Here is a 25,482-nt window from a genome sequence, read left to right on the forward strand (position 1 = left end):
GTGCCGGTCCAGGTCGTCCTGCCGACCGACGCGAACGAGAAGCTGACGAGGAGGCGATCGAGATGACCGGACCCGTGGTGGTCGGTGTCGACGGCTCGCTGCCCGCGCTCCAGGCGGTGCGGTGGGCGACGGAGGAGGCCCGCACCAGGGGAGTCCCCCTGCGGCTGGTGCACGCGGAGATGCCGCTGCCCGCCGACGTGCCCGACCTCACCGGGCGCGCCCGCGCGGGACTGCACCACCAGGCGTGGCGGTGGCTGCGCGAGGCCGCCGACGCGGCCCGCGCGGTCGACCCGGACGTGGCGCTGAACCTGCACGTCGAGGTCGCCGACCCGGTGCCGCTGCTGATCGCCGAGTCCGCCGACGCGGGCCTGGTGGTCCTCGGCTCGCGCGGCCTCGGCGGGTTCACCGCCCTGCTGCTGGGCTCCACCGCCATCGCGGTGACCGGCCGCGGCGGGTGCCCGGTGGTCGTGGTGCGCGGTGCCGCGGACGCCGGTGGCCCCGTGGTCGTCGGGGTCGACGGCGAGCACCCGGCCGTGCTGGGGCACGCGTTCGAGCAGGCGGCTGTCCGTGGGGTGCCGCTGGTCGCCGTGCACGCCTGGCACGCCCCGCCGGAGGCGTTCCGCGACGCGATGGCCGACACGCTGGGCATCGACGTCGCCGACCACGACGCCGCGCACGGCGGCAGGCTCGCCGCGGCGCTGGTCCCGTGGCGGGAGAAGCACCCGAACGTGCCCGTGGAGCTGGTCGTGGCCCACGGCAACGCCGCCCGCGCCCTGCTCGCCCACGCCCGCGACGCCTCACTGGTCGTGGTCGGCTGCCACGGTCGGAGCACGCTGACCGGGTGGCTGTTGGGCTCCACCAGTCACGCCCTGCTGCACCACGCGCCGTGCCCGGTGCTGGTGATCAGGGAAGCGGGCGCCATGCCGTGACCCGCGCGACGGTCGAGGGCCCGGTCGTGGGGGTGGCGAGGGCACGATCCCGGCGGTGGTGTGCCGCAGGCAGTGCGTGAGGCCCCCGCCCGGCACCACGTCGACCAGGGGGTTCCCGCCGAGCACCAGCAGCGTCGCCCGCCGCGGCCCCGGCCAGCACGTGGCCGGTGTCGTCGGCGGCCACCACCTCGCCGACCGGCGGCGCGTCGGGCACCAGGGCCCGCGCCTGCTCGACGGCGGTGTGCGGTTCCCGCGCCGGGTGCCGTCGCCCCGGGTTGTCGGCGTGCGGGGCACGCCCATCGACACCGCCGCGACGAACTCGGGCTCGCGCAGGCACGCCGTCCTCCCATCTCCACCCCTCAGCGTCCGTCCCCCTGGCTCGGTCGCAGGAGAGCCGTAGGTGCCCCTGCCCCTGCTGCACGTGCGCCCGTGTCCCACGGTGCTGGCCTGCTCGTGGTCGGTGCACACGGGCCTCCGCCTTCGTCGGCGCGCTCCTCGGTTCCACCAGCCAAGGGCTGGTGCTGCACGTGCCGTGCCCGCTGCTCGTCGTGCCGCGACCCCGTCCGCAGAGGAGCGGGGCGACGCGGAGTTACGCGGACACCGGGGCTGGTGCTGCGACCCATGAGCGCGGTGGTGTCGGAGTACGCGTTCCAAGTCGTCCGGCACGCCCGGTGATCGGGTGGTCCCGATCGGGGCGCGAGCCGGGGGAGCGCCGCGCCTGCCGGAGCCGGGTGCGGGCGCCCACCGGCAGCCGGGATCACCGGTCGGCCTGCTCGGGTGGGCGTGGTTTCGGTGTGGTCCAGCTCGGGGGCGGCACATCCCACCGCGATCGCGGCTCAGCCCTCTCGGCTGTCGGCTGTTCGAGTGAAATGAGGCCCGCGGGGAGCAGATGCGCGATTCCACCCGGCGCCCGCACCGGCCGGGGTCGATGCTGACCGGTGCGGGAGTCGGCGGGGCCCTCACGGGCCGCGGTTGTCACGAACCTGTGCGCCGGGATGCCCCACCGACTTCCGCCCACACCACCGGGCGTTGCGACGATCAGGTGAAACGGTGACGTCGCCGCCGTCACCCGCGGTCGGCCGTCGAGCTGATGAAGTCGCCCGCGGCGTCCTGCGGCGCACGCTGTGGCCGGAGCCTGCCGCAGGCGAGGTCGGGCTGCGCGGGCATGGCGAGCGGTGCGACGAGGCCGACAACGCCGTCCGGCTCACCCGTGCCGTGCCCGGTGGATCGTCCCGCAGGCTCGCGGTGCCGCTGCGCGTGGTGGTGCGCGAGGCGGGCGAGCGGCGGTGACCGGGGGAATCGGGGAGCGCTTGCGCCGTCCCGCCCACAAGGCCGAGCCGCTGCGGTTGCAGGCGGAGTCGGTGAAGGCGCGTGTCGAGCGGGTCGGGCTGGTGGTCGTGTTCGAGGTGCGCGACGCGGCGGGCAAGGGCGGCACGATCAAGCGGATCACCGGATACCTCAACCCGCGCACCGCCGCTTCCGGCGCCGCCTCGACGACGCGATGCGCCGCTGGAAGCTGTCCCCGGCCGACCTGGACTCGATCACCCGGTGGGAGGACCACTCCCGCGCCAAGGACGAGGTGTTCGTCCACACCGACACCGCCGAGTGCCCCTGGTACGTCGTCGACGGCGACGACAAGCGCCGGGCTCGGATCACCATGATCGCCCACCTGCTGTCCACGCTGCCCCGCTACGCCAGAACTTGGGACAGCAGGGCCGTCCCCTGCACGGTCCGTCCGGGCAGCAGGAGGTCCGGCGCCCCGGCAGGCGGCCCAGGACCTCGACCAGCCTCGGTGCCTCCCCGCGCCCGCAGGTCGGGACCACCGGGGTCCGCAGGGCGCGGAAGACCGGTCGTTCGAAGTCGTGCGGGTCGCGGGTGCTCCGCCGCGCAGGACCACGCCGAACAGCGCGGCGGCACGCCCGACGGGGGCGAGGACCGCGCGGAACCGGCTCGCACGCGCCCGCCCCCGCGGGGAAACCAGCCGAACAGCTGCGCCACGAGGGGCGAACCCGACGACCGGGACCAGCACGGCCGTCGACGGTGCACCCGGTACCCGATCGCACCGTCGTGCGGTTCCTCCCGCATTCAGGTCGTCCGCTTGAAGCGGTGGCGCGCCGGTGCGAGGCCGCAGGGCACGCCGGCCAGCAGGGCCGAACCGCGTGAAGGCGTCCGCGCCCTCGACCAGACCGCCCAGGACAGGCCCGCCGTCCACCACCGGCCCCAGCGCCTCGACGGCCTCGTGCAGGGCCCTGCGGTGCGCGCTGTGGAACGCGTTCCCGCCGCCGCAGACCTCCGGGAACACCCGGCAGACCGACACGGCCAGCACGGTCCCGCCGGCCTCGGCGTGCCGCGTCCGCTCACGGCGCGTCTCCTTCCCCGCGGTTCGCGGCGGGCGGGCCGCCCGGCCCGCCCGCCCGGGGCACCGTCACCGCAGCCAGGCGTGGTCGCGGACCACCGGGAGGCCGGCCCACCAGCGGCCCAGGCCCCAGGTGGCGCCCGCGCCGGCGAAGGCGACGGCGATCAGCGCGACGGCGTAGACGATGTGGTAGTCGACGATCGGGTTGGTCGACATGCTGGGCTCGCCGGCCGAGGTGAACCGCGCCAGGGGCCACTCGGCGGCCCACATCAGCAGCATCATCAGCGTCCCGGCGACGGCGGCGACGCGCAGGCCGATGCCCGCGACGACGGCGACGCCGATGGCGAGCAGGCCGAGCATGAACAGCCAGTCCGCCCACCAGGCGCCGGCCATCGCGTGGAAGGTCGACTCCAGCGGGCCGACCGCGACCCGGCTCAGGAAGCCCTTGGTGGGCGACCCGCCGTTGAGCCACGCCCCGGCGTCCTTGGTGGCGTAGCCCAGGCCGAACAGCTTGTCGAAGAACGCCCAGAGGAACACGAACCCCGTCGTGATCCGCAGGACCGCGAGCGCGACGGCCCCGGCGTCGGCGCGCGTCGCCGTCGTGGCGGCCGCACGGGCCTCGACGCCGCTGGTGCCCCTGGAGTGGGCGAACGCTGTCATGGCTCTCGTCTCCTTCTGCCGTGGTCTTCGAGGTCGAGCCTCGTCCCGGCGCCGACCCGGCGACGCGGGCGAAGGTCCCTGATCACCCGGGACGTCCGACGCCTGACGCGATCCGGGCGACGAGCGCCGGGCCCGCGGCCACCGCCGGGGGAGCCGCCGGGATTCGGGTGGTCGCCGCGCGAGGACATCGGGATCGCGGCGGAGACCGGGGGGCGCGTCGACCTCGACCTCGGCCTCGTCGTCGAGCTGCGACTCGCGCAGGTCCGGAACCGCCCGCCGAAGATCGCCGGGACGTCGGCGTGGGACAGGTGCTCGGACCGGCCGCGCACGTCACCGCTGCCGAAGCCGAGCCCGACGATCGCCACCGGCCACCGGTCGGTGAGCACGACGGGTCGCCGACCGCCAGGGCCTGACGTCCGCTCCCCGAACCCGGCGCGGTGGGGGATCGGACGGGCGCGGCCGTTCAGGCGGTATCGGACCCGCCGGGACCTTGGCCCCTGGTGGACGACGCACGGTGAGCGGACCCTACGAGCCCGCGCCGTCCCGTCCGCAGCGCGTTCGACCGGGACGAAGAACCGGGCACGCGGTCCGGCGACGCAAGTCGGGACCTGAGAGGTGGGACGAGAGGGGAGCTGTGATGTCCTGGTCGCACCGCGGCGCCGGCGCGCTGCTGCTGACCGCCGTCCTCGCGACGGGCACGTCGGTGGGCCCCGCCTCCGCTGCCGGCACACCACCCGAACCCGCACCCCCGCCGACCGCGGCGGCACCACCCCCGCCCGCCCCCGACGCGGAAACGACCGACCTGCGGATCTCCGCGGCCTTCGACCGGCCCACCTACGCCGTGCACGAAACGGTCACCGCGCGGGTCCGGGTCACCAACGGCGGCGCCACCGCAGTGCGGATCTCCGTGCAGGTCACGGACGGTCTGGTGCTCCCCTCCTGGGACGCGCCGTGGGTGGGCGCGCCGGTCGAACCCGGTCAGGCGCCGGAAGGCACCCTGACCGGGCAGGTGCGCAACGCCGACCAGGACGTCCTCACCCTCGTGCTCACCGTTGCCGCGGGCGACACCCCCGACGTCGACCCCACCGACAACTCCGCCACGATCAGCGTCCCGCTCACCCGGGTCCGCGGCAGCTCCACCGGAACCGCCTACGGCGACCTCGACGGCGACGGCACCCCGGACCCGGGCGAAGCGCTCGCCGGCCTCCGGGTGACCATCGACGGTGGCGTGCCCGACGGCGAGTACTCGACGGTGACCGACGCCGAGGGGCGCTTCGGGTTCCGCGACCTCCCCGCCGGCTCGTACCGGCTCGCCTTCGACCCGGCGAGCCCGTGGTGGCTGCCGGGGCAGAGCCAGTACGTGGACGGGGTCGACGACCCGGACGTCCTGGTGCGCGGCGTCGGCAGGGTCTCCGGCGCCGTCAGCGTGGCCCTGTCGTTCGACCGGCAGGACTACCGCGAGGGCGACCTGGCGCGGGTCACCGCGACGCTGACCAACGGCGGACCGGTCCCGATCCACGGCCTCGTCGGCGAGTTCTACGCCGGCACGGGGGCCCCGGTCGACCACGGGGAGCTGGGGACCGGCTTGTCACTGCCCGCCGGGACGACGCGGAGCACCACCGCCTCGCTGCGCGTCGACCGCACCGCGTGGGAGTGGGGGCACGTCTCGGTGTCGCTCCGGGTCGGCGCGCCGCTGTCGGGCAACGCGTCGCCCACCCACTACGCGTACGCGGCGGTGCCCGGCGGCCGGGCGCCGCTGGTGGTCGGGGCGCTGACCGAGGAGGACGAGTCCGGGAGCCGTCCCCGGCCGGGTGCCCCGCTGCCCGGCCTGGTCGTCTTCCTGCGGGACCTGGTCACCGGGGTGGTGGTCGCGCGGACCACGACCGGCGGGAACGGCGGGTTCGCCTTCCACGACCTGCCGGCGGGCGCGTACGGGTTCTTCGTCGTCGGCCCGTGGCAGGTCGACAGGTGGTACGGCGGGTGGCCGTTCACGGTGCGCGCCGGCGAGGACGGCGGGTTGTGGCACGCCGTCATGGTCGTGCCCGGCCAAGGTGAACCCGATCCCGGTCCCGTCGGGCCGCCGGGCACCGAGCCACCCCCGGCACCGGGTGGCGGCGCGGCGACACCTCCGCTGGCCGCCACCGGTGTCGGCGTGTCGTGGTTGGCGCTCGGCGGCCTGCTGTCCCTGCTCCTCGGCATCGCGCTGGTCCACCGCTCGCGGTCGGCGCGCCCACGCCGGTGACCCGGGCGGGGGAGCGCGGGTCGACGCGCCGGGCACGACCGCCCGGCGCGCCGACCGCGGGCAGGTCCGGGGCGCGGCCGACTCGCCCCGGCAAGGCCCGGCCGTCACCGGTCCCGCGTCAGCCCAGCCACATCAGGGCGCGGGTCTGCCCCACGTCACCCGGGCCGAACCCCCAGCCGATCACGGTGCCCCCGCCGTTGACCCGCCGCGCCCCGCTCACGGTCGAGCCGGGCAGCGCGCCGAGGTCGGTCACCCGGCCGGCGCGGTCCCACCGCAGCGCGTGCTGGAAGCCCGCGCCGACCACGAGCCCGACCACCGCGCCGTGCTCGTTCACCGCCACGGCCCGCATGCTGCCCGCGGTCGCTTCGAGCAGCGTCGGCCGTCCGTGCCGGTCCCAGCGCACGCCCCGGTACGCGCCGTCCACCGGCAGGGCGTTGCCCACCGCGGTTCCCCGGCCGTTGACCGCCACCGCCTCGGAGATCTGGAGTTCGGCGCCCACGCCCAGCTCCTCGATCCGCCCGTCCCGGTCCCAGCGCACCGCGCGGTACACGCCATCGGCGCCGACGGCCTGGCCGACCACCACGCCCCGGTCGTCGATCCCGACGGCGGAGCTGGACCGCCCGCCCGGCAGCGGGCCGAGTTCGACCACGTGCCCGTCGCGGTCCCACCGCGCGGCGCGGGTTTCCAGCATCCCGCCGGGTATGCCGGTGTAGCAGGTCCCGGCGGCGGTGCCGTCGTCGTTGATCGCCTTGGGCGCGCAGGACGCGTAGGGCGGCAGGGTGGGCAGTTCGGTGCGGTGTCCCCCGGTGTCCCAGCGGACCGCCACGTTCGTCCCCGTCCCGTCGCCGTCGATGCCGACCACGACGCCGTGTTCGTTCATCGCGATGGCCTCGGAGGACCGCCACGACGACTCCAGCAGGGCCGGGTTGCCCCCGGCGTCCCAGCGCACCGCACGCGAGTACGGGGGCATTCCCTGGTTGCCGGCGATGAGACCGGCGTCGTTGACGGCGACCGCGGTGCTGCTGATGTCGCCGCCGGGGGGTAACGCGAGCCGAGCCCCGTGCCCGTCGCGGTCCCACTTCACCGCATGGGTGGCGTAGGGGGGTTCGCCGTCCCTGGAGTACCCCACCACCACGTCGTGGTCGTTGAGGGCCAACGCGTCACCCGGGCCCAGGTCGACGAGCCTCGGCGCTGCCGCGGACGCCGGGGACGCGGGTGCCAGCACACCCAGCGCCACCACACCGGTCGCGACGATCGCCTTGTACCTTCCCGTCATCGTCATCACTCCGTTCTCCAGCCTGCTTTCGGGTTCCCGCCCCGATGTGGCGGTACGGGCGGTGCGGCGGGCACCCGGCGGACCGGGTGCCGAGGTCGGGTGTGCACCGGGTTGGTGAACGGCTCGCCCACCTGATCGCCGATCGGGGTCCGGCACGTGGTGGTCGGGGCCGTGGAAGACCACGGCGTCCCTCCTGGCAGGTGTGCTCCGATCCTCCTCCCGCGGGCGGCACGGGGAGTAGAGCCGGGGGACCCGGCCGGTCGCGGCGAAGGTCCCGCCGGAGACGGGGCGGTTCGCCGCTGTCCGGCCGCTGCGGTCGCGGAGCACCGTGAGGGCGAGAAGGAAGGTGGTCGGTCGTGGCACGGGCACTCGTGGTCTACGAATCCATGTTCGGCAACACCGAGGTCATCGCCGAGGCGATCGGACAGGCCCTGGCCGCCGAGGTCGTCGAGGTCTCCGACGCCCCCGACGTGCTGCCCGACGACGTCGGGTTGCTGGTCGTGGGAGCGCCCACGCACGTGATGGGCCTCAGCCGCCCGGTCACCCGCCGGTCGGCCGCCGACCAGGCGACCGAGGGGCTGGTGTCCACCGGGCGCGGCGTGCGCGAGTGGCTGGACACCCTCGCCCCGCTCGGCCACCACGTCACCGCGCACGCCTTCGACACCAGGGTCGGGACCGGGTGGCCGGCCGGCTCCGCGGCCAAGGCCATCGCCAAGCGGTTGCGGTCCCTGCACTTCACCGTGCCGGGCAGGCCGGTGTCCTTCCACGTCGGCGGTACCCCGGGCCCGCTGCTGGTCGGCGAACCCGCCCGGGCGGCGGCGTGGGCGCGGTCCGTGCTCGCCGGGAACCCGGCGTGAACGCCGTCGTCACCGAGGGCCTGCACCGCAGGCTCGCCCACGTGCCCGGCGAGGTCACGCTGTGGCCCAACCTCACCGGCGGCGAGGTCCACGGATCTGCTGGGCCGGCTGCGCGGAGGTCTCGACCCGACCAAGAAGTGCCGCGCCTACTCCTCCGGCAACCGCCGGAAGGTCGCCCTCGTCGCCGCGCCGGCCTCCGACGCCGAACTGCTCGTCCTCGACGAGCCCACCACCGGCCTCGACCCGCTCATGCAGGCCGTGTTCGAGGACTGCGTGGCCTAGGGGGTGGGCATCATCCGCGCCGGTCGCGTCGTGGACGCCGGGTCGCTGACCGAGCTGCGCCACCTGACCCGCACCTCCGTGGACGCCGACCTGGTCGGCTCGCCCAACGGCCTGGCCGACCTGCCCGGCGTGCACGAGTGCCACCCGCCCACCCTGGAGGAGCTGTTCCTCCAGCACTGCGCGGGAGCCGACGGATGACCTCCCCGACCGGCACCGCCACCCTCGTCCGCCTCGCGCTGCGCCGCGACCGCCTGCTCCTGCCCGCCTGGATCGCGGTGTTCACCCTGCTCGCCGTCACCTCGGCGGACGCCACCGCAGGGCTGTTCCCGACCACCGCCTCGCTCGTGCGCGCCGCTCGCGGCATGAACGCCACACCCGCGATGGTCGCGGTGTACGGGCACGTCTACGACGAGACCCCGCCCGGCGCGGTGGCCCTGCTCAAGGCCCTGGGCACCGGCGCGGTCCTGCTCGCCGTCTTCGCCGTCACCCTGGTCCTGCGCCACACCCGCGGCGAGGAGCAGCGGGGACGGCTGGAGCTGGTGCGCGCCGGCGTCGTCGGCCGCCACGCGCCCCTCACCGCGGCCCTGCTCGTCACCGCCGCCGTGACCGCCGCCCTGGCCGTGCTCACCGCCGTCGGCCTGACCGCCACCGGGCTGCCGCCGGCAGGCTCGATCGCGTTCGCCCTGGCCTGGACCGGCATCGCGCTGTCCTTCGCCGGCGTCGCCGCGGTCACCGCCCAGCTCGTCATCGGCACCCGCGCCGCCACCACCGGTCCGGGCCTGGCTGACGTGGCTGTCCCCGGTCGGCTGGGGCCAGCAGGTTCGCCCGTTCGCCGGCGACCGCTGGTGGGCCCTCCTCGCCGCGGCCGCCTCCACCACTGCCGCCTACCGCCTGGAAGTCCGCCGAGACCTCGGCGCGGACCTGCTGCCCGAGCGCGCCGGTCCGTCCCCCGCCGGCCCCGCCCTGCGGGGCATGCCCGGCCTGGCCTGGCTGCTGCTCACCTGGACCGCGGGCTTCGCCCTCTGCGGCGTGCTGGTCGGCAGCATCGTTCGCCCTGCTCGGCGTCCTGGTCTCCGCCTATGGCGTCCACACCGCCGCGCGCGGCGGACGAGGAGACCCCGGCGCGGCTCGACCTGGTCCTGACCACCCCGACCAGCCGCACCCGCTGGGCCATCGCCCTGGCGACGGCGCGGCGTCGGGACATCGCCCGTGCGCCCATGCCGACCTCCTTCGGGCACCAGTGTCGCTCCCGGCCGCCGGGTGCACTGCTCCGCCGCCCGCCCAGGCGGCCGGCACGACCACGACGGGGCAGGTCGTGGTGACGCCGTCCGCCTCGTGACCACGACCGCCGATGACGAGCAGATCGGCCCGTGGCAGGCCCCGACCAGGGCCGGTGGCTAGGTCGCCCACGACGGTGATCTCGGTGACCGGTGGTGCGTCGGGCACCTCGGCGCAGATCTGCCGCACGATCGAGTGCGGTTTGCGCGGCCACGCCACGGTCGCCTCGACGGTGTCGCCGGTGCGCACGGCGTGGCGCAACGCCCAGCGCAGCGCTCCGCGGCCCTCGGCCGACCCGTCCACTCCCACCACCCATCCTCGGCCCCGGCGCGCGGTGGGAGGGGGGTTCGGGCCAGGGACCGACGTCACCAGGACAGCGGGCTTCCGATCCAACGGGGGCGAAGGTCCCTGCTCTTCCGGGACAGCGGCCACTGACCCCGGCGCGCCCCGGCGGGCAGCCTCGGGACGAGCCCTCGGGAGGAGAACCATGGACGACAAGATCGTGATCGGTGTGGACGGATCCCCGGCCAGCCGGACCGCGTTGCGCTGGGCGGTCGAGGAAGCGAAGCTGCGCGGATGCGCGGTGGACGCGGTCCTCGCCTGGCACGTGGACTACGGCATGGTCATCGGCTCGCTGTCCACCGCGGTCGCCACGGGCATGAGCCGCGAGAAGGTGGAGGAGAGCTACCGGTCCCTGCTGGCCGAGGTGGTCGCCGAGACCGGCGAGGAGGTGACGGCGGTCCTGGCGGAGGGTGATCCGCGCGAGGTGCTGGTCAAGGCGTCCGGGAACGCGGCGCTGCTGGTGGTCGGCAGCCGGGGCGCGGGGCCGTTCCGGGAGGTGCTGCTGGGCTCGGTCAGCTCCTACTGCGTGCACCACGCGCACTGCCCGGTGGTCGTCATCCGCACCCCCAAGGCACACGCCGAGCCGGTCGAGCCGAAGCCGGTCGTCACCCCGGGCCCGCTGCTCTGACCGAGACCGCCCGTGACAGGAGCGGGAAGTCCTGAACGGGCAGGGATTTTCGCCCCGGGAGCGGGCACCGGCGCCTCTGCTGCGCGGGTGCTCGCCGGGGAAGGCCGGGAGCGGAGACATCCGAGGGATCGCACACCGGGAGGGAGTGTCCCGAGATGTCACGCACGAAAGGATCGTTGGGTGCACTGCTGTTGACCACAGCGCTGTGCACCGGGATGTCAGCGGGGCCGACGTTCGGGCACGACACCACGTCACCCGAGCCGACGGCCACCACCGAGCCGACCGAGCCCCAACCGGCCACGGCGCCGGGCGAGACCACCGAGCCGCCCACCACCGACCACCCACCGGCGGACGAACCCGATCCGGGAGTGGTGGACCTGCGGCTGGAGGCGTGGCTCGACAAGGCCGGCTACCCCATCGAAGAAGAGGTCACCGTCCACGCCCGGGTCACCAATGTCGGCACCGCGACCGCCAGCTCACCGTCGAGGTCACGGCCGTGGCGATCGACCAGGACGATGCCAACCCGGCCGACAACACCACCACGGTGACCGCAACCTCAACGGCGTCATGGAGCCGAACGAGGTCTTCGCAGGTCTGGCCGTGACGGTGTGGGGTGGGGTGCCCTACCAGTCGTACTCGGCGATCACCGACGCGACCGGCCGCTTCGCGCTCCGCGGCGAGTACCTGCCGGACCGGCGCCTCACCGCGACGGCCGCGTTCGACCGGCGGACCTAACGCGTCGGCGACACCGCGGTGCCGGCGCTCAGGGTGACCAACGCCGGCCGGGGACCGGTCGCGAACCTCGCCGCGGAGGTGCGCACCCATGCCCCGATCCCCATGGACCTCGGGGAGTTCGACATCTCCGGTCCCGGCGTCACGCTGCCCGCCGGGGAAACCCGGGGAATCGACGTGCGCTTCACCGTCGACGACCGCATGGCCGACCTGGGGACCATGAAGGTGACCGTCGTCTTCGGCGCGCCGCCGTGGGGTGCGGGGAGCACCGAGACCTCCGCGGTCGCGCGGGTCCCGGGTCGGCGGGTGCTGCCGAACGCGAAGGTCCACCTGCGGGACCAGGTCACCGGTGAGGTGATCGCGCGGGACATCACGGACGGTGAGGGCCGGTTCGGGTTCTTCGACGTGCCGGTCGGTCTGTACACCGCCGGCGTGGTCGGTCCCGACCAACCCGACCCGGATCAACCGCCGTCGACCACCCCACCGGCGGCCACCCCGCCCGCGGGGAGCGGCCCCGGGCAGCAGTTGGCCGAGCAGCGGTTGGCCGAGACGGGCGCCGGCGTGACGTGGCTTGCCCTGGGCGGGCTGCTGACCCTCGCGGCCGGCGCCGGCCTGGTCACCGGACGAAGCGCAGCCGGACCTGACCGCCCCGCCGTGGCCGGGAAGCGGTGGCCGCGGGCGTTGACGCGTTCGGTCAGCGCCAAGTCGTACCCGCTGTCCGAGGTGGGGCCGCAGCCCATCGACGCGCAGAAGCACACCTCGCCCGGCTCGGTGCACCAGGCGGCGACCCCGGTGACCTCGTCGAGCACGATCCGCTGTCGCGGTGCACGGGTCCGACGACCCGGTACCCCTGGAAGCCCAGCTCCCGGACCAGGGCGGCCAGGGGCGGGTGGCAGTGGCCGAGGCCCCGACCGCCTGAGCCGTCGGTCCCGTCGGCGGGCCGGGTGGTCGGGCGGGACGAGCCCACCCGACCACCCGGCGTCGTGGGTCAGCCGACGTGGTCGGGGCGGTGTGTCACCCGGATGGCGTTGACGATCGGGTCGCCGACCCGTCTGGCCAGTCGCAGGTTGAGCTGTCCGTCGGTCACTTCCGCGTACACCGTCCGGTGCAGGGCGGTGAAGCTGCCGGCGGCCAGGGCGACGTCCACCGCGGGCAGTACCACCCGGTCCTCGGCCAGCACGTCGAAGACCCTGGTGTCGGGTCGGGTTCGGCGCAGTTCGGCGAATTCCAGGTCGATGGCGTACCAGCCGTTGGGGACGTTGTCGAAGCGGTATTCGTAGGCGTTCTCGCGTTGGTCGCGGTAGAGCTGTTGCTCGTCGGTGCCCGAGATGGGCATGGCCGTGCGGAGCACCCGGGAACGCCGGTTGTCCAGGTACCCGAAGCCGCCGGCGGTGTAGGCCCGGTCGGCCTGCCAGGTGTCGCCGAGGGCGTCGACGCGGGCCGTGCCGCCCGCGTTGACCCCCGCCTGGTAGCCGGGGACGACCAGGCGGACCTGCACCGCGCGCACCGGCTCGCGGGCGCTGTTGCTGGTGAAGAACAGCAGCGCCCCGTACACGCCCGGCGCGAGCCCGGTGGTGTCGACCCGCACCTGGACGTCCTGCGTCGCGCCGACGGCGAGCCGCCCGGAGGCCGGCTCGGCCCGCAGCCACGGCACGTCGGTGAAGTCCGGCAGGCCGCTGTCGACCAGGTACGCGGTCGACGGGCCGCCCTGCGAGACCATCCAGAGGTTGCCCGCGGGATCGGTCTCCAGACCCGCGCCCGAGAACGGGGCGGAGTCCGGGGGCGCGATCGTGCGCAGCGTCTCGCACGTGTCCGGGTTCAGGCCGTACACGGTGTCGGTGGGCGTGTTGGTGGCGGCCCACAGCAGCCCGTGCGAGCTGTTCCAGGCCAGGCCGGAGATGCCGGGGTCGGCGGGGGAGCAGCGGCCGACCACCGCGCCGCGGTCGGGGTGGGACAGGCCCTTGACGTGGTAGATCACGCCCTCGTTCCAGCCGCCGACGTAGAACGTGTCGTCGTCGGGGCGGTAGGCCAGCCCGCGCTGGGAGGTCGCCGTCCACGGCAAGGAGCCGGTGATGCGCTCGGTGACCTGGCCGGTCGCGGGGTCCCAGCAGTGGATGCCGTTGTCACCGCCGACGGCGACCTGGCACATCAGGCCGCGTGCGGCGACGTAGGCGGAGTCCGCGGGCCAGCCGCCCGTCCACGGCGTGGGCCACGTCGTGCCCGGGTCGCCGGTGGTGGTGAAGCGGCGGTTGGCGTTCGCCATGCCGTCGGAGATCCAGGGGCCGTCCTGCACGCCCACGCCCCAGCCGAGCTGGAGCCCCGTCGTCGGCCACTGCCGGATGACCTGGCCGGGCGCGGCGGTCCGGGCGTCGGCGGGTGTCGCCGAGGGCAGGCCCCGGCTCGTCCGCGCGGAGGTGTCGACGTCCGCGGCCCGCTGGACCGCGGTGGCCTGCCGCACGGCTCCGCCACCGCCCTCCTCGGCCTCCCACCGGGCCTCGGCGCTGCCGGGGTTGGACAGCGTGATGGTGCGCGTGCGGCTCTGGTCCCGCGGTACGACGAAATCCAGGCTCGTCGTGCTCACCCGGAGCGCCGCGGTGCGCAACGCGAAGTCCCGCTCGGCCGGCCGGTCCGCCCGCAGGTCCACGTCCGTCTCGGCCACGTCGTAGTGCGGGCTGGCGACCTTCAGGTGGGCGTCGCCGGTCCGCGCGCGCAACTGGTAGTAGCCGTCCCGGTCGGTGCGGGCGACCCGGTCCGGCCGGTCCGGCTGGGTCGCGGTGACCTCGGCGTCCGCCACGGGCCCCTGGTCGGTGGCGTCGACCACGCGTCCGCGCACCAGGCCGGTGTCGGGGACGCGGAAGGTGATCTCCTTGTTGTCGGACAGCACCGGCAGCTCGTTGGCGTACTCCAGGGCGTCGGTGCCGGTCTCGTCCTCCACGCCGACGGTCGCGGAGGAGCCCGCCTCCCGCGGGTTGTCGCCGATGCCGCGGTAGCGCAGCGAGATCGGCCCGTTCTCGTGCAGGACGACCTCGAAGTCCACCCGGACCTCCGGCGGCTCGCCGAGGATGCCCACGTTCCGCCACTCCACGACGAACTCGCGCTGCCCGGCGGTCCCGGTGGTCCTGGTGCGCACGGAGGCGGCGCCGTCCACGTACAGGTCGTCCCAGAACGCGTACACGGCCGTGTTCGGCTCGGAGGGGTTGGGGAGGCGGCCGTTGACGAAGAACGGCAGCGCCGTGGTGAAGCTGAGGAAGCCGTTGGTGCTGACGTGCACCCGGCGGTAGGACTGGTCGTAGAGGTTCACCGGGAACGGCAGGTCCACGGGGACCGACACGTCGTCGCCCTCCAGCGGCAGCGCGGTGTCGGCGTCCGTCCACGGCGCCGGGGCCCCGACGGCGCACACGTGCCCGATGCCGTCGGTCCTGGCGGGCAGCGCGAAGTCGACCTGCTCGTCGCCGTCCACCTCGACCTGCTCGCGCTGCGGGAGCCGGCACCGGTCGCCCTCGGCGGTCAGGTCGTAGCGGCCCACCGGCACGTCGGGCAGGCGGTAGCGGCCGTCGGCGTCGGTGGTGACCGGCGGCAGCGGCGTGCCCGCCGCGGTGACGGTCGCGCCGGGCACCGGTGCGCCGTCGGCGCCGCGCACCTGACCGGAGACGGTGTGCCGCGGTGCGGCGGCCAGCTCGAAGTCCACCGCGGTGGTGGTGCCCTCGGTGATGGTGACCCGCCGGGACGCGGTGAGGTAGCCGAAGGTGCTCGCCGTCGCCGTGTGCTCGCCGACCGCCAGGCTCGGCAGGGTGTACGTGCCGTCGGCGGCGGTCCGGGTGGAGCGGACCAGGCCGTTGTCGAACCGGACCAGTGCGTCGGCGACCGGGTGGCCGCCCGCGCGGACGGTGCCGGTGGCGGCGCCGACCGGGCCCCGCGGTGCTCGGGTGACGGCCTCGTAGGCGTCCAGCCTGCCGTGGCCCCAGACGTTGTTGTCGGCCCCGGTGCCGCCGCAGCTCCGGTCGTCGACGGGCACGGCCGTGCCGTCGAGCAGTTCGCGGCTCAGCGGCACCTGGTTGCGGACCTGGGCCGACGCCGACCACATCAGGGCGACGGCGCCGGTCACGTGCGGCGCCGCCATGGAGGTCCCGCTGTTGAGGCCGTACTGGCCGCCGGGGAGGCTGGAGCGCACCTCGTCGCCCGGTGCGGTGATGTCGGGCTTGGTGCCGCCGTCGATGACGCTCGGTCCGCGGCTGGAGTACCAGGCGATGCCGTCGGCCCGGGTGGACGCGCCCACGGCGTAGGCGGCGGCGTAGTCGCCCGGGGAGCCGACGGTGGAGCAGCCCGACCCGCCGTCGTTGCCGGCGGAGAACACGGGGAAAATCCCCGCGGCGACCCACGTGTCCACCATGTCGCGGTAGAACGGGTCGCCGGGACCGCCGCCCCAGGAGTTGTTGATGACGTCGGGCGCCAGGTCCGGGCGCGGGTTCGCGCCGTTGGCGTCCCTGGGCGCGACCATCCACTCGCCGGCGGACAGCAGCGCGGAGGTGGAGCAGGTGTCGGTCTCGCAGCCCTTGGCGGCGATCCACTGCGCGCCGGGCGCCACGCCGATCTTGTTCTCGCCGCCGTCGTCGCCGACGATCGTCCCCAGCACGTGGGTGCCGTGGCCGACGTTGTCGCACGGCGCGCTGGACGGGTTGCCGCACACCAGCGACGGGTCGTACCAGTTGTAGGAGTGGTCGGGGGCGCCGGACCGGGCGCCGCGGTACTGGCGGGCGATGGCGGGGTGGTCGAACTGGGCGCCGGTGTCGATGGTGCCCACCACGATGCCCTCGCCGCGGGTGCCGTAGGTCTGCCAGACCTCCGGGGCGCGCACCCGGTCGATGTTCCACTCGACGGCCTGGGTGCCCGGCGCGCCCTCCTGGCGCACCGGCTTCGTCAGCCGGTAGGTCCGGTCGGGCAGGATCTGCGCCACGTCGGGGTGCCGGGCCAGCTCGAACAGCAGCTGCTTGTCGCCGGTGACCTTGATGGCGTTGGTGATCCAGTAGGGGGTGAAGGGTGCCTTGCGCGCGGTCAGCACCGCGCGGAGGCCGGCCTGGGACTGCTCGGCGTGCGCCTTCTTCGCCTCGTACACCCGGCGGACGCGGTCGGTGCGGTCGGTGGCGCCCTGGCTCGCGTCGAGGTGCGCGCCGGACTTCAGGCGGACGAAGAACGTCGTGGTGCCGGGCAGTTCGGTGCGCTGGCGCACGACCGGGTCGATCGGGGCGGTCTCCGCGGGGGCCGCCGCGGCGGCACCGCCGAGTGCGGGGGCCGCCGCGGCCACCAGGCACAGGGCGGTGCACAGCGCGACCGCCCGGCCTCTCCTGAACAGGGACATGGGTCTTCCTCACTGGCTTTTCGCGGAGCGACTTCGCCCGCGCGGCGGAATTGAATGAGCCGGTTGGATTTTTCCGGCCGTATCGGGACAGTGCAGTGAGTGTCAACGAAAAAAGGTCCCGCGTCTCTGGTTTCAGGGTACAAAGCCCCTGTTCTTAGGCCGGTCGGCGGATGCTTGTTATTATCGTCAATGAATCTGTGCGACGCCTCGGCGGACGGCTGCGGGCTGTTTTCCGGTCTCGCGGAAATGAACCCCGGTATACGAATGTGCACTGGTGTGCAAATGTGCGTTCCCGGTCGTTGGTGATCCCCGCTTCCCCGGGGCGCCCGGCGGGGCGACAATCCAGTGCATGGCCGACTCGGTTGCCGTCAACGGGTTGCGGGTGGTGCGCGGCGGGCGCGAGGTCGTGCGCGGTGTCACGTTCGAGGTGCCCGAGGGGTCCGTCACCGGCCTGCTGGGCCCGAGCGGCTGCGGCAAGACCACGCTCCTGCGGTGCGTGGTCGGCGTGCAGGTGGTGGCCGGCGGGACGGTCACCGTCCTCGGCCACCCGGCGGGCAGCCCCGTGCTGCGCGACCGGGTCGGCTACTCCACGCAGAGCCCGTCGGTCTACGCGGACCTGACCGTGCGGGAGAACCTGCGCTACTTCGCGTCCGTGCTGCGCGCACCGGCCGCCGACGTCGAGCGCGTGATCGGCGAGGTCGGTCTCGAGGAGCGGGCGGACCAGCTCGTGGGCACCCTCTCCGGCGGCGAGCGCGGCCGGGCCGGCCTGGCCGCGGCGCTGCTGGGCCGACCGGAGCTGATCGTGCTGGACGAGCCGACGGTGGGCCTGGACCCGGTGCTGCGCGAGGAGCTGTGGTCCCTGTTCCACCGGCTCGCGGACCGGGGCGCCGCACTGCTGGTGTCCAGCCACGTGATGGACGAGGCCGCGCGGTGCGACCGCCTGCTGCTCATGCGCGACGGCGCGCTGCTCGCCGACGACACCCCGCAGGCGTTGCGCGACCGCACCGGCACGGCCGACCTGGAGCAGGCGTTCCTGGCGCTGGTGAGGACCGCATGAGCACCCTGGCCACCACCCGGCGCATCCTGACGCAGCTGCGGCACGACCACCGCACCGTCGCGCTGATGGTCCTGCTGCCGTCGCTGCTGCTGGTCCTGCTGCGGTACGTGTTCGACTCGGAACAGGTCTTCAACCGGGCCGCGCCCGCGCTGCTGGGCGTCTTCCCGTTCGCGATCATGTTCATCGTCACGTCGATCACCACGCTCCGGGAACGCCTCACCGCGACCCTGGAGCGGTTGATGACCATGCCGATCGGCAAGCTCGACCTGCTGCTCGGCTACGCCCTCGCGTTCGGGCTGGTGGCGGTCGTGCAGGTGGTGGTGGCGGCGACCCTCGCGCTGACCTGGCTGGGGCTGGAGGTCGAGGGCCCGGTGGCGCTGCTGGTGCTGATCGCCGTGCTGGACGCGGTGCTCGGCATGGCGCTGGGCCTGTTCGCCAGCGCGTTCGCCAGGACCGAGTTCCAGGCGGTGCAGTTCATGCCCGCGATCGTGATGCCGCAGGTGCTGCTGTGCGGGCTGTTCGCACCTCGCGACGGGATGGCCGGGGTGCTGAACGTGATCTCCGACCTGCTGCCGCTGTCCTACGCGGTGGACGCGCTGACCCAGGTCACCCGGTCGCCGGAGGTGGACGGGACGCTCGTGCGGAACCTGCTGGTCGTGGCGGGCTGCGCGCTCGCGGCCCTGCTGCTCGGTGCCGCGACCCTGCGCCGGCGGACCCCGTGACCGGGTGGACGGCGGGTCGGTCTTCGCTTCGGTCCGTTCCAGGTCGACAGCCACCGCGCGCGCAACGGATCAAGCCCGCCACACGGTGCCGCGCCGCTCGTACTCCATGATCGTCTCCACCTGCTGAGCCGTCCTGGCACCGAGGAACCGCTCCACCAGCCACAACGCCACGTCCAACCCGGAAGTGACACCGCCACCGGTCACCAGGTCGCCGTCGTCGACCACGCGAGCATTGATCACCGTCGCCCCCCGGGCCGCCAGATCCGCTTTCGCGCGCGAGTGGGTGGTGGCGTTGCGCCCCCTGGCCACCCCGGCGGCCGCCAGCACCATGACCCCGGTGCAGATGCCCACGCGCAGCACATCAGCAGCTGCCAGGCGGCGCAGGAACTGCTGGTCGGCCATGAGCCTGCGGACGCCGGGGCCGGTGGGGTCGGTGTACCGGCCGCCGCCGGGAACCACCAGCACCTCCGCCTCGTGCGGTGACCAGCCCTGGGTCACCTCGACGCGCGCACCGAAGTTGCACGTCACAGTAGCGGGCCTGCCGGTGGTGACCAGCGTGGTGGTGAGTGCGCCGTTGCTCATGGCGCCGGCCATGCCCAGCACCTCCGCCGGTGCGGCCCAGTCCTGTTCCTCGACCCCGTCGAACATCAGCACCTGGACCCGCAGCGGGCTCGACGCCGACGCCGGCGCCCCGGCTGCCAACGCGCCCGCTGACAGGGCCGAGGCGTGCAGGAAAGTACGACGCTCCACAATGACCTCCTGGATTTCCGTTGTCTTCAACAGGAGTCGTGTCATGGGTGCGACCGGTTCCCGGCGTCGCGCGTCGTGCCCGATGGTGCACGAGGAGATCACCCCCGCGAAGCGGGCGGCCCCGGAACCGGTGAACGCTCCTTTCCCCCCTCACGTGGTGGGACGACGAGGAAGGTGAAGTCCTCGCGCACCTTGGCGTCGACGCCCGCGGGCAGGTGGATGCGCCCGGAGTCGACCATGCCCCTCACCGCCGCTCGACTCAGGCCGAACCCGGCGGTGAGCAGCTTCCCGACCCGGACGGGTGCCGGGAGCTCGAACCTGACGAAGACCTCCAGCGGCGACGAAGCCTGTTCGAGGTCGTAGAACGGCAGGTCGGTCTCCAGCTCCCACGCACCGCTCCAGTCCAACCGGTACGAGGCCCTGCCGGCCAGTGCCGCGTCCATGGCCAGGTGCCGCACCATCACCGGGTCGTTGGCCTCGAACCGCAGCAGCCGTTCGTGGTCGAGCGACTGGACGTGGATGCGCTCGTGGACGGGGATCTTCGACGTGCGGCCGCACAGCTCGCAGCTGATCAGCATCCAGACGTCGAGGAGTTTGCCGTTGGCGTTCACGCGGAACTTGCCGGCGGGGTGGTGGCGGGTGGACCGGCACGAGACGCAGGTCTTGACGATGGTGGGCAGGCCCAGTTCCCTGACCACCCACAGGGACTTCCCGTTGCCTTCGCCGGGCACGCGGGTACTGCGGAAGCGATTCATGGTTCGCCGAACTCCGAGGTTGGCGGAGGCGGTCCGCAGTGGACCGCCCCCTGGATCCAGTGGCGTGTGGCCGGCATGCCGGCGAGCGCGACGTCGTGCACCGACGTCGCGTGGAAGAAGCCCGTGCGAAGGTGGACGGGAACGACTCGACCCCGTCTTCAACCCCGCGCGTGCGCCACTGGTCACAGACCCATGTGCGTGATGATGTTCAACCGGAGGCCGTCGGGCAACAGGTTTTCCGGGCCACGACCGGACGGCGAGCCCCTCGGGTCACCGCGAGCCCCTCGGGTCACCGCGAGCCCCTCGGGTCACCGCGAGCCCCTCGGGCCACGGCGAGCCCTTCAGGCCACGGCGAACCCCTCGGGCCACGGCGAGCCCCTCAGGTCACCAAGCCCCGGCGGTAGGCGTAGACCACCGCCTGCACGCGGTCGCGCAGGTCGAGTTTGGTCAGGATGCGCGACACGTACGTCTTCACCGTCTCCTGGCTGATCACCAGCGCCGCGGCGATCTCGCTGTTGGACAGGCCCTCGGCGATCAGGCGCAGCACCTCCAGCTCGCGCGGTGCCAGGGGCACGTCGCCCGGGGTGCCCTCGGCGGGCCGGATCCGCGCGGCGTACCTGCCCACGAGCTGCCGCGTCACCTCGGGGTCCAGCAGTGCCGCGCCGGCCGCCACGGTGCGGATGCCCTGCAGCAGCTGGGCGGGCGGGGCGTCCTTGAGCAGGAACCCGGCGGCGCCCGCGCGCAGTGCCTCGTAGACGTACTCGTCGAGGTTGAACGTCGTCACCACGAGCACCTTGACGGGCTCGGCCACGCCCGCGCCGGCCAGCAGGCGGGTGGCCTGGATGCCGTCGAGCACCGGCATCCGCACGTCCATCACCACCACGTCCGGGCGCAACCGGCGGGCCAGCTCGACCGCGGCCCGGCCGTCCGCGCACTCGCCCACCACCTCCAGGTCGGGCTGGGCGTCGATGATCGTGGCGAACCCGGTGCGGATGAGCGCCTGGTCGTCGCAGACCAGGACCCGGATCGGCGCGGTCACGACGATCCGCCCGCGGGGACGCGGGCCCGGACGACGAAGCCGCCGCCGGGGCGCGGGCCCGCGGTGAACTCGCCGCCGAGCGCCTCGACCCGTTCGCGCAGCCCGACCAGGCCGCGCCCGCTGCCGCCGGGTGACGTGGTGCCCGGTCCCTCGGTGGTCACCTCCACGGTGGTCTCCCGGGCGCCGTGGTGGACGTGGACGGCGGTGCGGCTGCCGCGGGCGTGCTTGAGCGCGTTGGTCAGCGCCTCCTGCACGACCCGGTGGACCGTGACGTCGGCGGTGACCACGGGGTCGCCTTCCCGGGTGAACTCGACGGGCTGGCCCGCCTGCCGGGTCCGCTCGACGAGGGCGTGGAGGTCCCCGGGCACGCCGTGGTCGGGGTTGAGCAGGTCGAGCAGGTGCCGCAGGTCGGTGATGGCGCGGCGGCCGGTGTCGGTGACGGCGGTCAGGGCCTGGTCCAGGCGTTCGGGGGCGGCGGTCAGGTAGCGGGCCGCCTCGGCCTGGACGACCATGGCCGTCACGTGGTGGGTCACCACGTCGTGCAGCTCGCGCGCGATGCGGGTGCGCTCGGCGGTGCGGGTGGCCTCGGCGAGGTGGTCGCGGCGCTCCGCCTCGGCCGCCCGCGACAGCCGCAGCCACGCCCCGGCGCCCCACGCCATGGCCAGCGCCAGGTAGAACGTGACGTACCCGACCAGCCCCTCGCCCGCGCCCAGCCGGTCGAGCGCCACCGCGAGCGGCACGTACGCCGCGCTGGCCAGGACGGCGGCGGTCCGCCGGTGGTGTTCGAGGTGGAGGCCGGTGCTCAGCAGCGCGACGGGCAGCGCGATGGTCGCGAAGGTGTGGTAGCCGCGGAGCTGGTCGACGGCGAAGCCGAGCGACACCAGGGCGAGGCAGGCGGCCGGCCACCGCCTGCGCACGGCGAGCGGGAGGGCTTCCAGCGCGACCGCCGCGACGGTCAGCGCGTCGAAGGGGTGCTGGGGCGAGTTGCCGAGCCGCGTCCCGTAGTTCTCCAGCCCCGGCAGGAGCGCCGCGACGGCGATCAGCAGGGCGAACGGGAGGTCCCGCGCGGTGACGCCGCACCGCGACCACGGGTCCCGGAGCCGCCGGACGTCGATCACCCGACGAGCGTAGCGGTGGCGCCGCGGCGCGGGACCAGGTGACCGCGTCGGTGCGCCACCACCAGGAACACGACCGTCAGCAGCGCACCGGCCGCCACGGCGAACAGGCTGCCCTCGGGGCCGAACGCGCCGCCGGTGAGCGGGGCCGGGCCCGAGAGCGTCGCGTCCAGCAGGCCGTGCGTCGCGCCGTTGCCCGAGACCTCGGCGCCGAAGACGCCGGCCAGGGCGAAGTTCCAGCCGAAGTGCAGCCCGATCGGCAGCCACAGGGTGCGGGTGGCGGCGTAGGCGGCGGCGAGCATGAACCCGGCCTCGATCGCGATGGCGATCGCGCCCCACGCAGTGGCGTTCTGGTTGAGCAGGTGCGATGCCCCGAACAGCACACCGGTCAGCGCCAGCGCGACCCACGTGCCGGTGCGCTGCTCGACGACCCGGAACAGGACGCCCCGGAAGATCAGCTCCTCCGTCACGGCGGCGGCGGCCATGAAGCCGACCAGCCCCACCGCGCCCGTCACCGGACCCGGGCCGTCCACCCGGTAGCCGCCGAGCAGGGCGATGGCGGCGATGACGGCCCCGCACATCACGACACCGATCAGCAACCCGCGGCCGATGGCGGCGCCGGCTCCTTCGCGGGCCACCTCCGCGGGCGCGCGGTGCTCGGTGCGCCGCACCACCCACGCGTAGGCGAGCACCGCGAGCCCGGCCGTCGCGACACCCAGGACCAGCGCGAGCCAGGGGTCGCCCGCCACGGCGGCGACGCCCTGACTGCCGACAACGGCCACCGCCGCGACGACCAACAACTGCTTCACCAGGCGCACTGCCACTCCTCCTGCAACGGTCCGCGACCGGGCGTCGCGGCTGTGGTGAACGCTAGGGATCGGGCGGTCCCGGATCATCCCCGCGCGGTGGACATCCGCGTGTAGCTCGCACGGGGGACACGGCCCCGGCCCTCCACTACGGGACACGTGGGCGCCGTTGCGGCACCGGCCCGGCCGGGGGCCAAGACCCCCTCCGACCCGAAATCACCCCGATGGACCACCTGCCACGCCCGCCGCGGTCGTGTTCCCGGCTCGGCGCGCCCGATTGCCCGAGTGCCCGTGGTCATCCGCACCCGTGGCCGGTGATCGGATCGGCGGCACCCCGTGCGGAGGACCACCGGCCGCCCCGCGAAGTCCGGCCGGAGAGCCGTAACGAGCGGTCTCGGGAGCCCGATCCGGACGTACGAGCGGGCCCACCCGGGTCCGGAGGGGGAAAGGCGGAACCATGCCCTCGTCACGCACCACCCGGCGCAGAACGCGACACCGGTTGCCCACCCTCGTCGTCGCGGTCGCCGCACTCGTCCTGCCCGTCGCGCCCGCGCACGCCGACGCGGCCGCCCCGACCACCACCTCCCCGCTCGCCGGCGCGGGCAGCGTGGGGCTGACCCCGACCGTGAGCGCCACCTTCGACGGGGTGCTCGCCGCACCGCCCGCGCGGTTCGCGCTCACCGGGCCCGACGGGGCGGTGGCGGGCCAGGTGTCGCTCGCCGACGGCGGCACGACCGCGCTGTTCGCCCCGACCGCGCCGCTGTCCCCGGGCACCGCCTACACCGCGTCGGTCCAGGTCGACGACGCGGCGGACGCGCACAGCTGGACGTTCACCACGGGGTCGACGCGGCCCGCGGACTGCCCGTGCACGATCTGGGACGACTTCGCGGTGCCCGGCTCGACCGCCGTCAACGACGCCAACGCGGTGGAGCTGGGGAACAAGGTCTACTTCACCAGCCGCGGCGAGGTGCTGGGCGTCCGCTTCTACAAGGCGGCGGGCAACACCGGCACGCACACCGGCTCGTTCTGGTCCGCGACCGGGCAGCTGCTGGCGACCGGCACGTTCACCGGCGAGACCACCACCGGCTGGCAGACCTTGCTCTTCGACGCGCCGGTGGTCGTGGAGACGGGCACGAACTACGTCGTGTCGTACTTCGCGCCCAACGGCCGCTACTCGTTCGACCACTGGTACTTCAACAGCTTCCCCAAGGTGGGCTACGGGCACATCGAGGCCGTCAACACCGGCCAGCCCAACTGGAACGGCCTGTTCCGGTACGGCGCGGGGATGCCGACCAACGGGTTCCGCTTCACGAACTACTGGGTGGACGTGGTCTACCGCCACGGCACGAACGGCGACCACACCCGCCCGGCGCTCGAAACCCGGACCCCGGCGCCGGACGCGACGGACGTCGGGGTGGGCGACCCGGTGACCCTGCGGTTCGACGAGCCGATGGACCCCGCGGCGACGCAGGTCCGGCTCACCGACGACGGAGGGGCGCACCTGTACGGCACCACGACGGCGTCCGCCGACGGCAGGACCGTGACGTGGCGGCCGAACGCCAGGCTCACCCCGGGCACCCGCTACACCGCGCGGGCGCTCGGCGTCGACCTCAACGGCAACGTCATGGCCTCGACCGCGACGTGGTCGTTCACCACCGGGCCGCAGGCCGCGTGCCCGTGCTCGCTGTTCAGCGAGGCGGTCGTCCCCGACGAGACCACGAGCGGCCAGGGCACGCCGGTCGAGCTGGGCGTGCGGTTCGGCTCCTCCACCGCGGGCGCCGTCACCGGCGTGAAGTTCCACAAGACCGCGCGCGACACCGGCACCCACACGGGCTCGCTGTGGACCGACGAGGGCGTCCTGCTGGCGACCGGCACGTTCACCGACGAGACCGCGACCGGCTGGCAGACCCTGACCTTCGCCACCCCGGTCCCCATCGAGGCGGACCGGGTCTACGTGGCCTCCTACTTCTCCCCGACGGGGTACTTCGCCGTGACCAACCAGTACTTCGGCGCGCGCCCGCAGGTCCACTCGCCTCCGCTGTGGACCGCGCCCGGCGCGTACGCGAACGGCCGGTACCGCGTGGGGACCGGGTTCCCGACCGAGCACTACATCGGCAACAACTACTGGGTGGACGTGGTCGTCACGACGTGAGCCGGACCGGCCACCACGGAGGTGGTGGCCGGCCCGCCCGAGTCCCGGTGCGGTTCACCCACCACCTGCGGCACGGGGATCTCGCACCGGCCCCGCGGTCGCGCGGCTTCCGCGCGGGGGACCGGTGGGACGCCGGAGCGCCCCACCG

Annotated in this window: 21 protein-coding genes and 2 pseudogenes; 15 read left to right on the top strand and 8 right to left on the bottom strand. The window is 74.4% G+C overall.

Features of this window, described 5'->3' with window-relative positions; all coding sequences use genetic code 11:
- The first annotated feature begins 62 nt into the window (after positions 1-62).
- The 4 genes and pseudogenes from EKG83_RS21625 to EKG83_RS49420 form a co-directional block, all read left to right on the top strand.
- Positions 63-929: a universal stress protein gene (locus EKG83_RS21625; protein ID WP_033429631.1), complete on the top strand. Its 867-nt coding sequence runs from the start codon at positions 63-65 to the stop codon at positions 927-929.
- A gap of 76 nt (positions 930-1,005) precedes the next feature.
- Positions 1,006-1,329, top strand: coding sequence for a hypothetical protein (locus EKG83_RS21630; RefSeq protein WP_153278278.1), 324 nt, complete (start codon positions 1,006-1,008; stop codon positions 1,327-1,329).
- Between the two features lie 650 nt (positions 1,330-1,979).
- A complete protein-coding gene (locus EKG83_RS21635; RefSeq protein WP_033429630.1) occupies positions 1,980-2,219 on the top strand; it encodes a hypothetical protein in 240 nt (79 codons plus the stop codon).
- A gap of 211 nt (positions 2,220-2,430) precedes the next feature.
- Positions 2,431-2,556: pseudogene (locus EKG83_RS49420) on the top strand (polyphosphate kinase 2); the annotation flags it as partial.
- Positions 2,557-3,354: 798 nt separating this feature from the next.
- Here the strand turns inward: EKG83_RS49420 and EKG83_RS21645 are convergent.
- On the bottom strand, positions 3,355-3,945 hold the full coding sequence (locus tag EKG83_RS21645) for a DoxX family membrane protein (protein ID WP_033429628.1): 591 nt from the start codon (positions 3,943-3,945) through the stop codon (positions 3,355-3,357).
- A 637-nt stretch (positions 3,946-4,582) separates the two neighbouring features.
- Here EKG83_RS21645 and EKG83_RS21650 point away from each other — a divergent pair.
- Positions 4,583-6,187 carry a carboxypeptidase regulatory-like domain-containing protein gene (locus EKG83_RS21650; protein WP_033429627.1) on the top strand — a complete coding sequence of 535 codons (1,605 nt, stop codon included), beginning with the start codon at positions 4,583-4,585 and terminating at the stop codon, positions 6,185-6,187.
- A 118-nt stretch (positions 6,188-6,305) separates the two neighbouring features.
- On the opposite strand, the gene EKG83_RS21655 is transcribed toward EKG83_RS21650, so the two are convergent.
- Entirely contained in the window at positions 6,306-7,463 is a 1,158-nt protein-coding gene (locus EKG83_RS21655) for a hypothetical protein (protein ID WP_153278279.1), read from the bottom strand.
- 356 nt (positions 7,464-7,819) lie between these two features.
- On the opposite strand from EKG83_RS21655, the gene EKG83_RS46995 reads away from it, so the two are divergent.
- The 7 genes and pseudogenes from EKG83_RS46995 (at position 7,820) to EKG83_RS21685 (ending at position 12,614) form a co-directional block, all read left to right on the top strand.
- Positions 7,820-8,320, top strand: a complete 501-nt coding sequence (locus EKG83_RS46995) for a flavodoxin family protein (protein ID WP_228122747.1) — start codon at positions 7,820-7,822, stop codon at positions 8,318-8,320.
- A gap of 20 nt (positions 8,321-8,340) precedes the next feature.
- Positions 8,341-8,800 (top strand): annotated as a pseudogene (locus EKG83_RS47000) (ATP-binding cassette domain-containing protein); the annotation flags it as partial.
- Positions 8,797-9,924 carry a hypothetical protein gene (locus EKG83_RS21665; protein WP_051765194.1) on the top strand — a complete coding sequence of 376 codons (1,128 nt, stop codon included), beginning with the start codon at positions 8,797-8,799 and terminating at the stop codon, positions 9,922-9,924. The pseudogene EKG83_RS47000 and the gene EKG83_RS21665, both read left to right, overlap by 4 nt.
- A gap of 443 nt (positions 9,925-10,367) precedes the next feature.
- Complete coding sequence (locus EKG83_RS21670) at positions 10,368-10,850, top strand: universal stress protein (RefSeq protein WP_033429625.1); 483 nt, start codon at positions 10,368-10,370, stop codon at positions 10,848-10,850.
- 191 nt (positions 10,851-11,041) lie between these two features.
- Complete coding sequence (locus EKG83_RS21675; RefSeq protein WP_153278280.1) at positions 11,042-11,398, top strand: hypothetical protein; 357 nt, start codon at positions 11,042-11,044, stop codon at positions 11,396-11,398.
- Between the two features lie 19 nt (positions 11,399-11,417).
- On the top strand, positions 11,418-11,585 hold the full coding sequence (locus tag EKG83_RS21680) for a hypothetical protein (protein ID WP_153278281.1): 168 nt from the start codon (positions 11,418-11,420) through the stop codon (positions 11,583-11,585).
- A gap of 33 nt (positions 11,586-11,618) precedes the next feature.
- The gene (locus tag EKG83_RS21685; protein WP_153278282.1) at positions 11,619-12,614 is read left to right on the top strand and encodes a carboxypeptidase-like regulatory domain-containing protein; all 996 of its coding nucleotides are present in this window, start codon (positions 11,619-11,621) and stop codon (positions 12,612-12,614) included.
- Here EKG83_RS21685 and EKG83_RS21690 read toward each other — a convergent pair.
- Entirely contained in the window at positions 12,571-16,938 is a 4,368-nt protein-coding gene (locus EKG83_RS21690) for a S8 family serine peptidase (RefSeq protein WP_153278283.1), read from the bottom strand. The two genes, EKG83_RS21685 and EKG83_RS21690, sit on opposite strands and share 44 nt — an antisense overlap.
- A 349-nt stretch (positions 16,939-17,287) precedes the next feature.
- Between EKG83_RS21690 and EKG83_RS21695 the strand changes: the two genes are divergently transcribed.
- Together EKG83_RS21695 and EKG83_RS21700 are read left to right on the top strand one after the other, a co-directional pair.
- Positions 17,288-17,995, top strand: a complete 708-nt coding sequence (locus EKG83_RS21695; protein ID WP_033429622.1) for an ABC transporter ATP-binding protein — start codon at positions 17,288-17,290, stop codon at positions 17,993-17,995.
- Entirely contained in the window at positions 17,992-18,717 is a 726-nt protein-coding gene (locus tag EKG83_RS21700) for an ABC transporter permease (protein ID WP_033429621.1), read from the top strand. Before EKG83_RS21695 ends, EKG83_RS21700 begins: the two co-directional genes overlap by 4 nt.
- 69 nt (positions 18,718-18,786) lie before the next feature.
- Here EKG83_RS21700 and EKG83_RS21705 read toward each other — a convergent pair whose 3' ends face one another.
- The 5 genes from EKG83_RS21705 to EKG83_RS21725 all read right to left on the bottom strand — a co-directional run bounded on the left by EKG83_RS21705 (position 18,787) and on the right by EKG83_RS21725 (position 23,194).
- Positions 18,787-19,467, bottom strand: coding sequence for a DJ-1/PfpI family protein (locus EKG83_RS21705; RefSeq protein WP_033429821.1), 681 nt, complete (start codon positions 19,465-19,467; stop codon positions 18,787-18,789).
- Between the two features lie 98 nt (positions 19,468-19,565).
- Positions 19,566-20,198: a DUF1062 domain-containing protein gene (locus EKG83_RS21710; RefSeq protein WP_228122748.1), complete on the bottom strand. Its 633-nt coding sequence runs from the start codon at positions 20,196-20,198 to the stop codon at positions 19,566-19,568.
- Positions 20,199-20,601: 403 nt separating this feature from the next.
- Positions 20,602-21,261, bottom strand: a complete 660-nt coding sequence (locus tag EKG83_RS21715; RefSeq protein WP_033429620.1) for a response regulator — start codon at positions 21,259-21,261, stop codon at positions 20,602-20,604.
- Positions 21,258-22,379, bottom strand: a complete 1,122-nt coding sequence (locus EKG83_RS21720; protein ID WP_033429619.1) for a sensor histidine kinase — start codon at positions 22,377-22,379, stop codon at positions 21,258-21,260. The genes EKG83_RS21715 and EKG83_RS21720 overlap by 4 nt, the downstream gene beginning before the upstream one ends.
- Entirely contained in the window at positions 22,376-23,194 is an 819-nt protein-coding gene (locus tag EKG83_RS21725; protein ID WP_033429618.1) for a CPBP family intramembrane glutamic endopeptidase, read from the bottom strand. Before EKG83_RS21725 ends, EKG83_RS21720 begins: the two co-directional genes overlap by 4 nt.
- Before the next feature lie 487 nt (positions 23,195-23,681).
- On the opposite strand from EKG83_RS21725, the gene EKG83_RS21730 reads away from it, so the two are divergent.
- Complete coding sequence (locus EKG83_RS21730; RefSeq protein ID WP_051765188.1) at positions 23,682-25,334, top strand: DUF4082 domain-containing protein; 1,653 nt, start codon at positions 23,682-23,684, stop codon at positions 25,332-25,334.
- Positions 25,335-25,482: the final 148 nt, after the last annotated feature.

This window comes from Saccharothrix syringae, assembly GCF_009498035.1.
GTDB classification, from domain to species: Bacteria; Actinomycetota; Actinomycetes; order Mycobacteriales; family Pseudonocardiaceae; genus Actinosynnema; species Actinosynnema syringae.

Coding starts and splice junctions, on each gene's coding strand:
- EKG83_RS21625 (WP_033429631.1), top strand. CDS start 63: ATGACCGGACCCGTGGTGGTCGGTGTCGACGGCTCGCTGCCCGCGCTC.
- EKG83_RS21645 (WP_033429628.1), bottom strand. CDS start 3,945: ATGACAGCGTTCGCCCACTCCAGGGGCACCAGCGGCGTCGAGGCCCGT.
- EKG83_RS21650 (WP_033429627.1), top strand. CDS start 4,583: ATGTCCTGGTCGCACCGCGGCGCCGGCGCGCTGCTGCTGACCGCCGTC.
- EKG83_RS21655 (WP_153278279.1), bottom strand. CDS start 7,463: ATGACGGGAAGGTACAAGGCGATCGTCGCGACCGGTGTGGTGGCGCTG.
- EKG83_RS21665 (WP_051765194.1), top strand. CDS start 8,797: ATGACCTCCCCGACCGGCACCGCCACCCTCGTCCGCCTCGCGCTGCGC.
- EKG83_RS21670 (WP_033429625.1), top strand. CDS start 10,368: ATGGACGACAAGATCGTGATCGGTGTGGACGGATCCCCGGCCAGCCGG.
- EKG83_RS21680 (WP_153278281.1), top strand. CDS start 11,418: ATGGAGCCGAACGAGGTCTTCGCAGGTCTGGCCGTGACGGTGTGGGGT.
- EKG83_RS21690 (WP_153278283.1), bottom strand. CDS start 16,938: ATGTCCCTGTTCAGGAGAGGCCGGGCGGTCGCGCTGTGCACCGCCCTG.
- EKG83_RS21695 (WP_033429622.1), top strand. CDS start 17,288: ATGGCCGACTCGGTTGCCGTCAACGGGTTGCGGGTGGTGCGCGGCGGG.
- EKG83_RS21700 (WP_033429621.1), top strand. CDS start 17,992: ATGAGCACCCTGGCCACCACCCGGCGCATCCTGACGCAGCTGCGGCAC.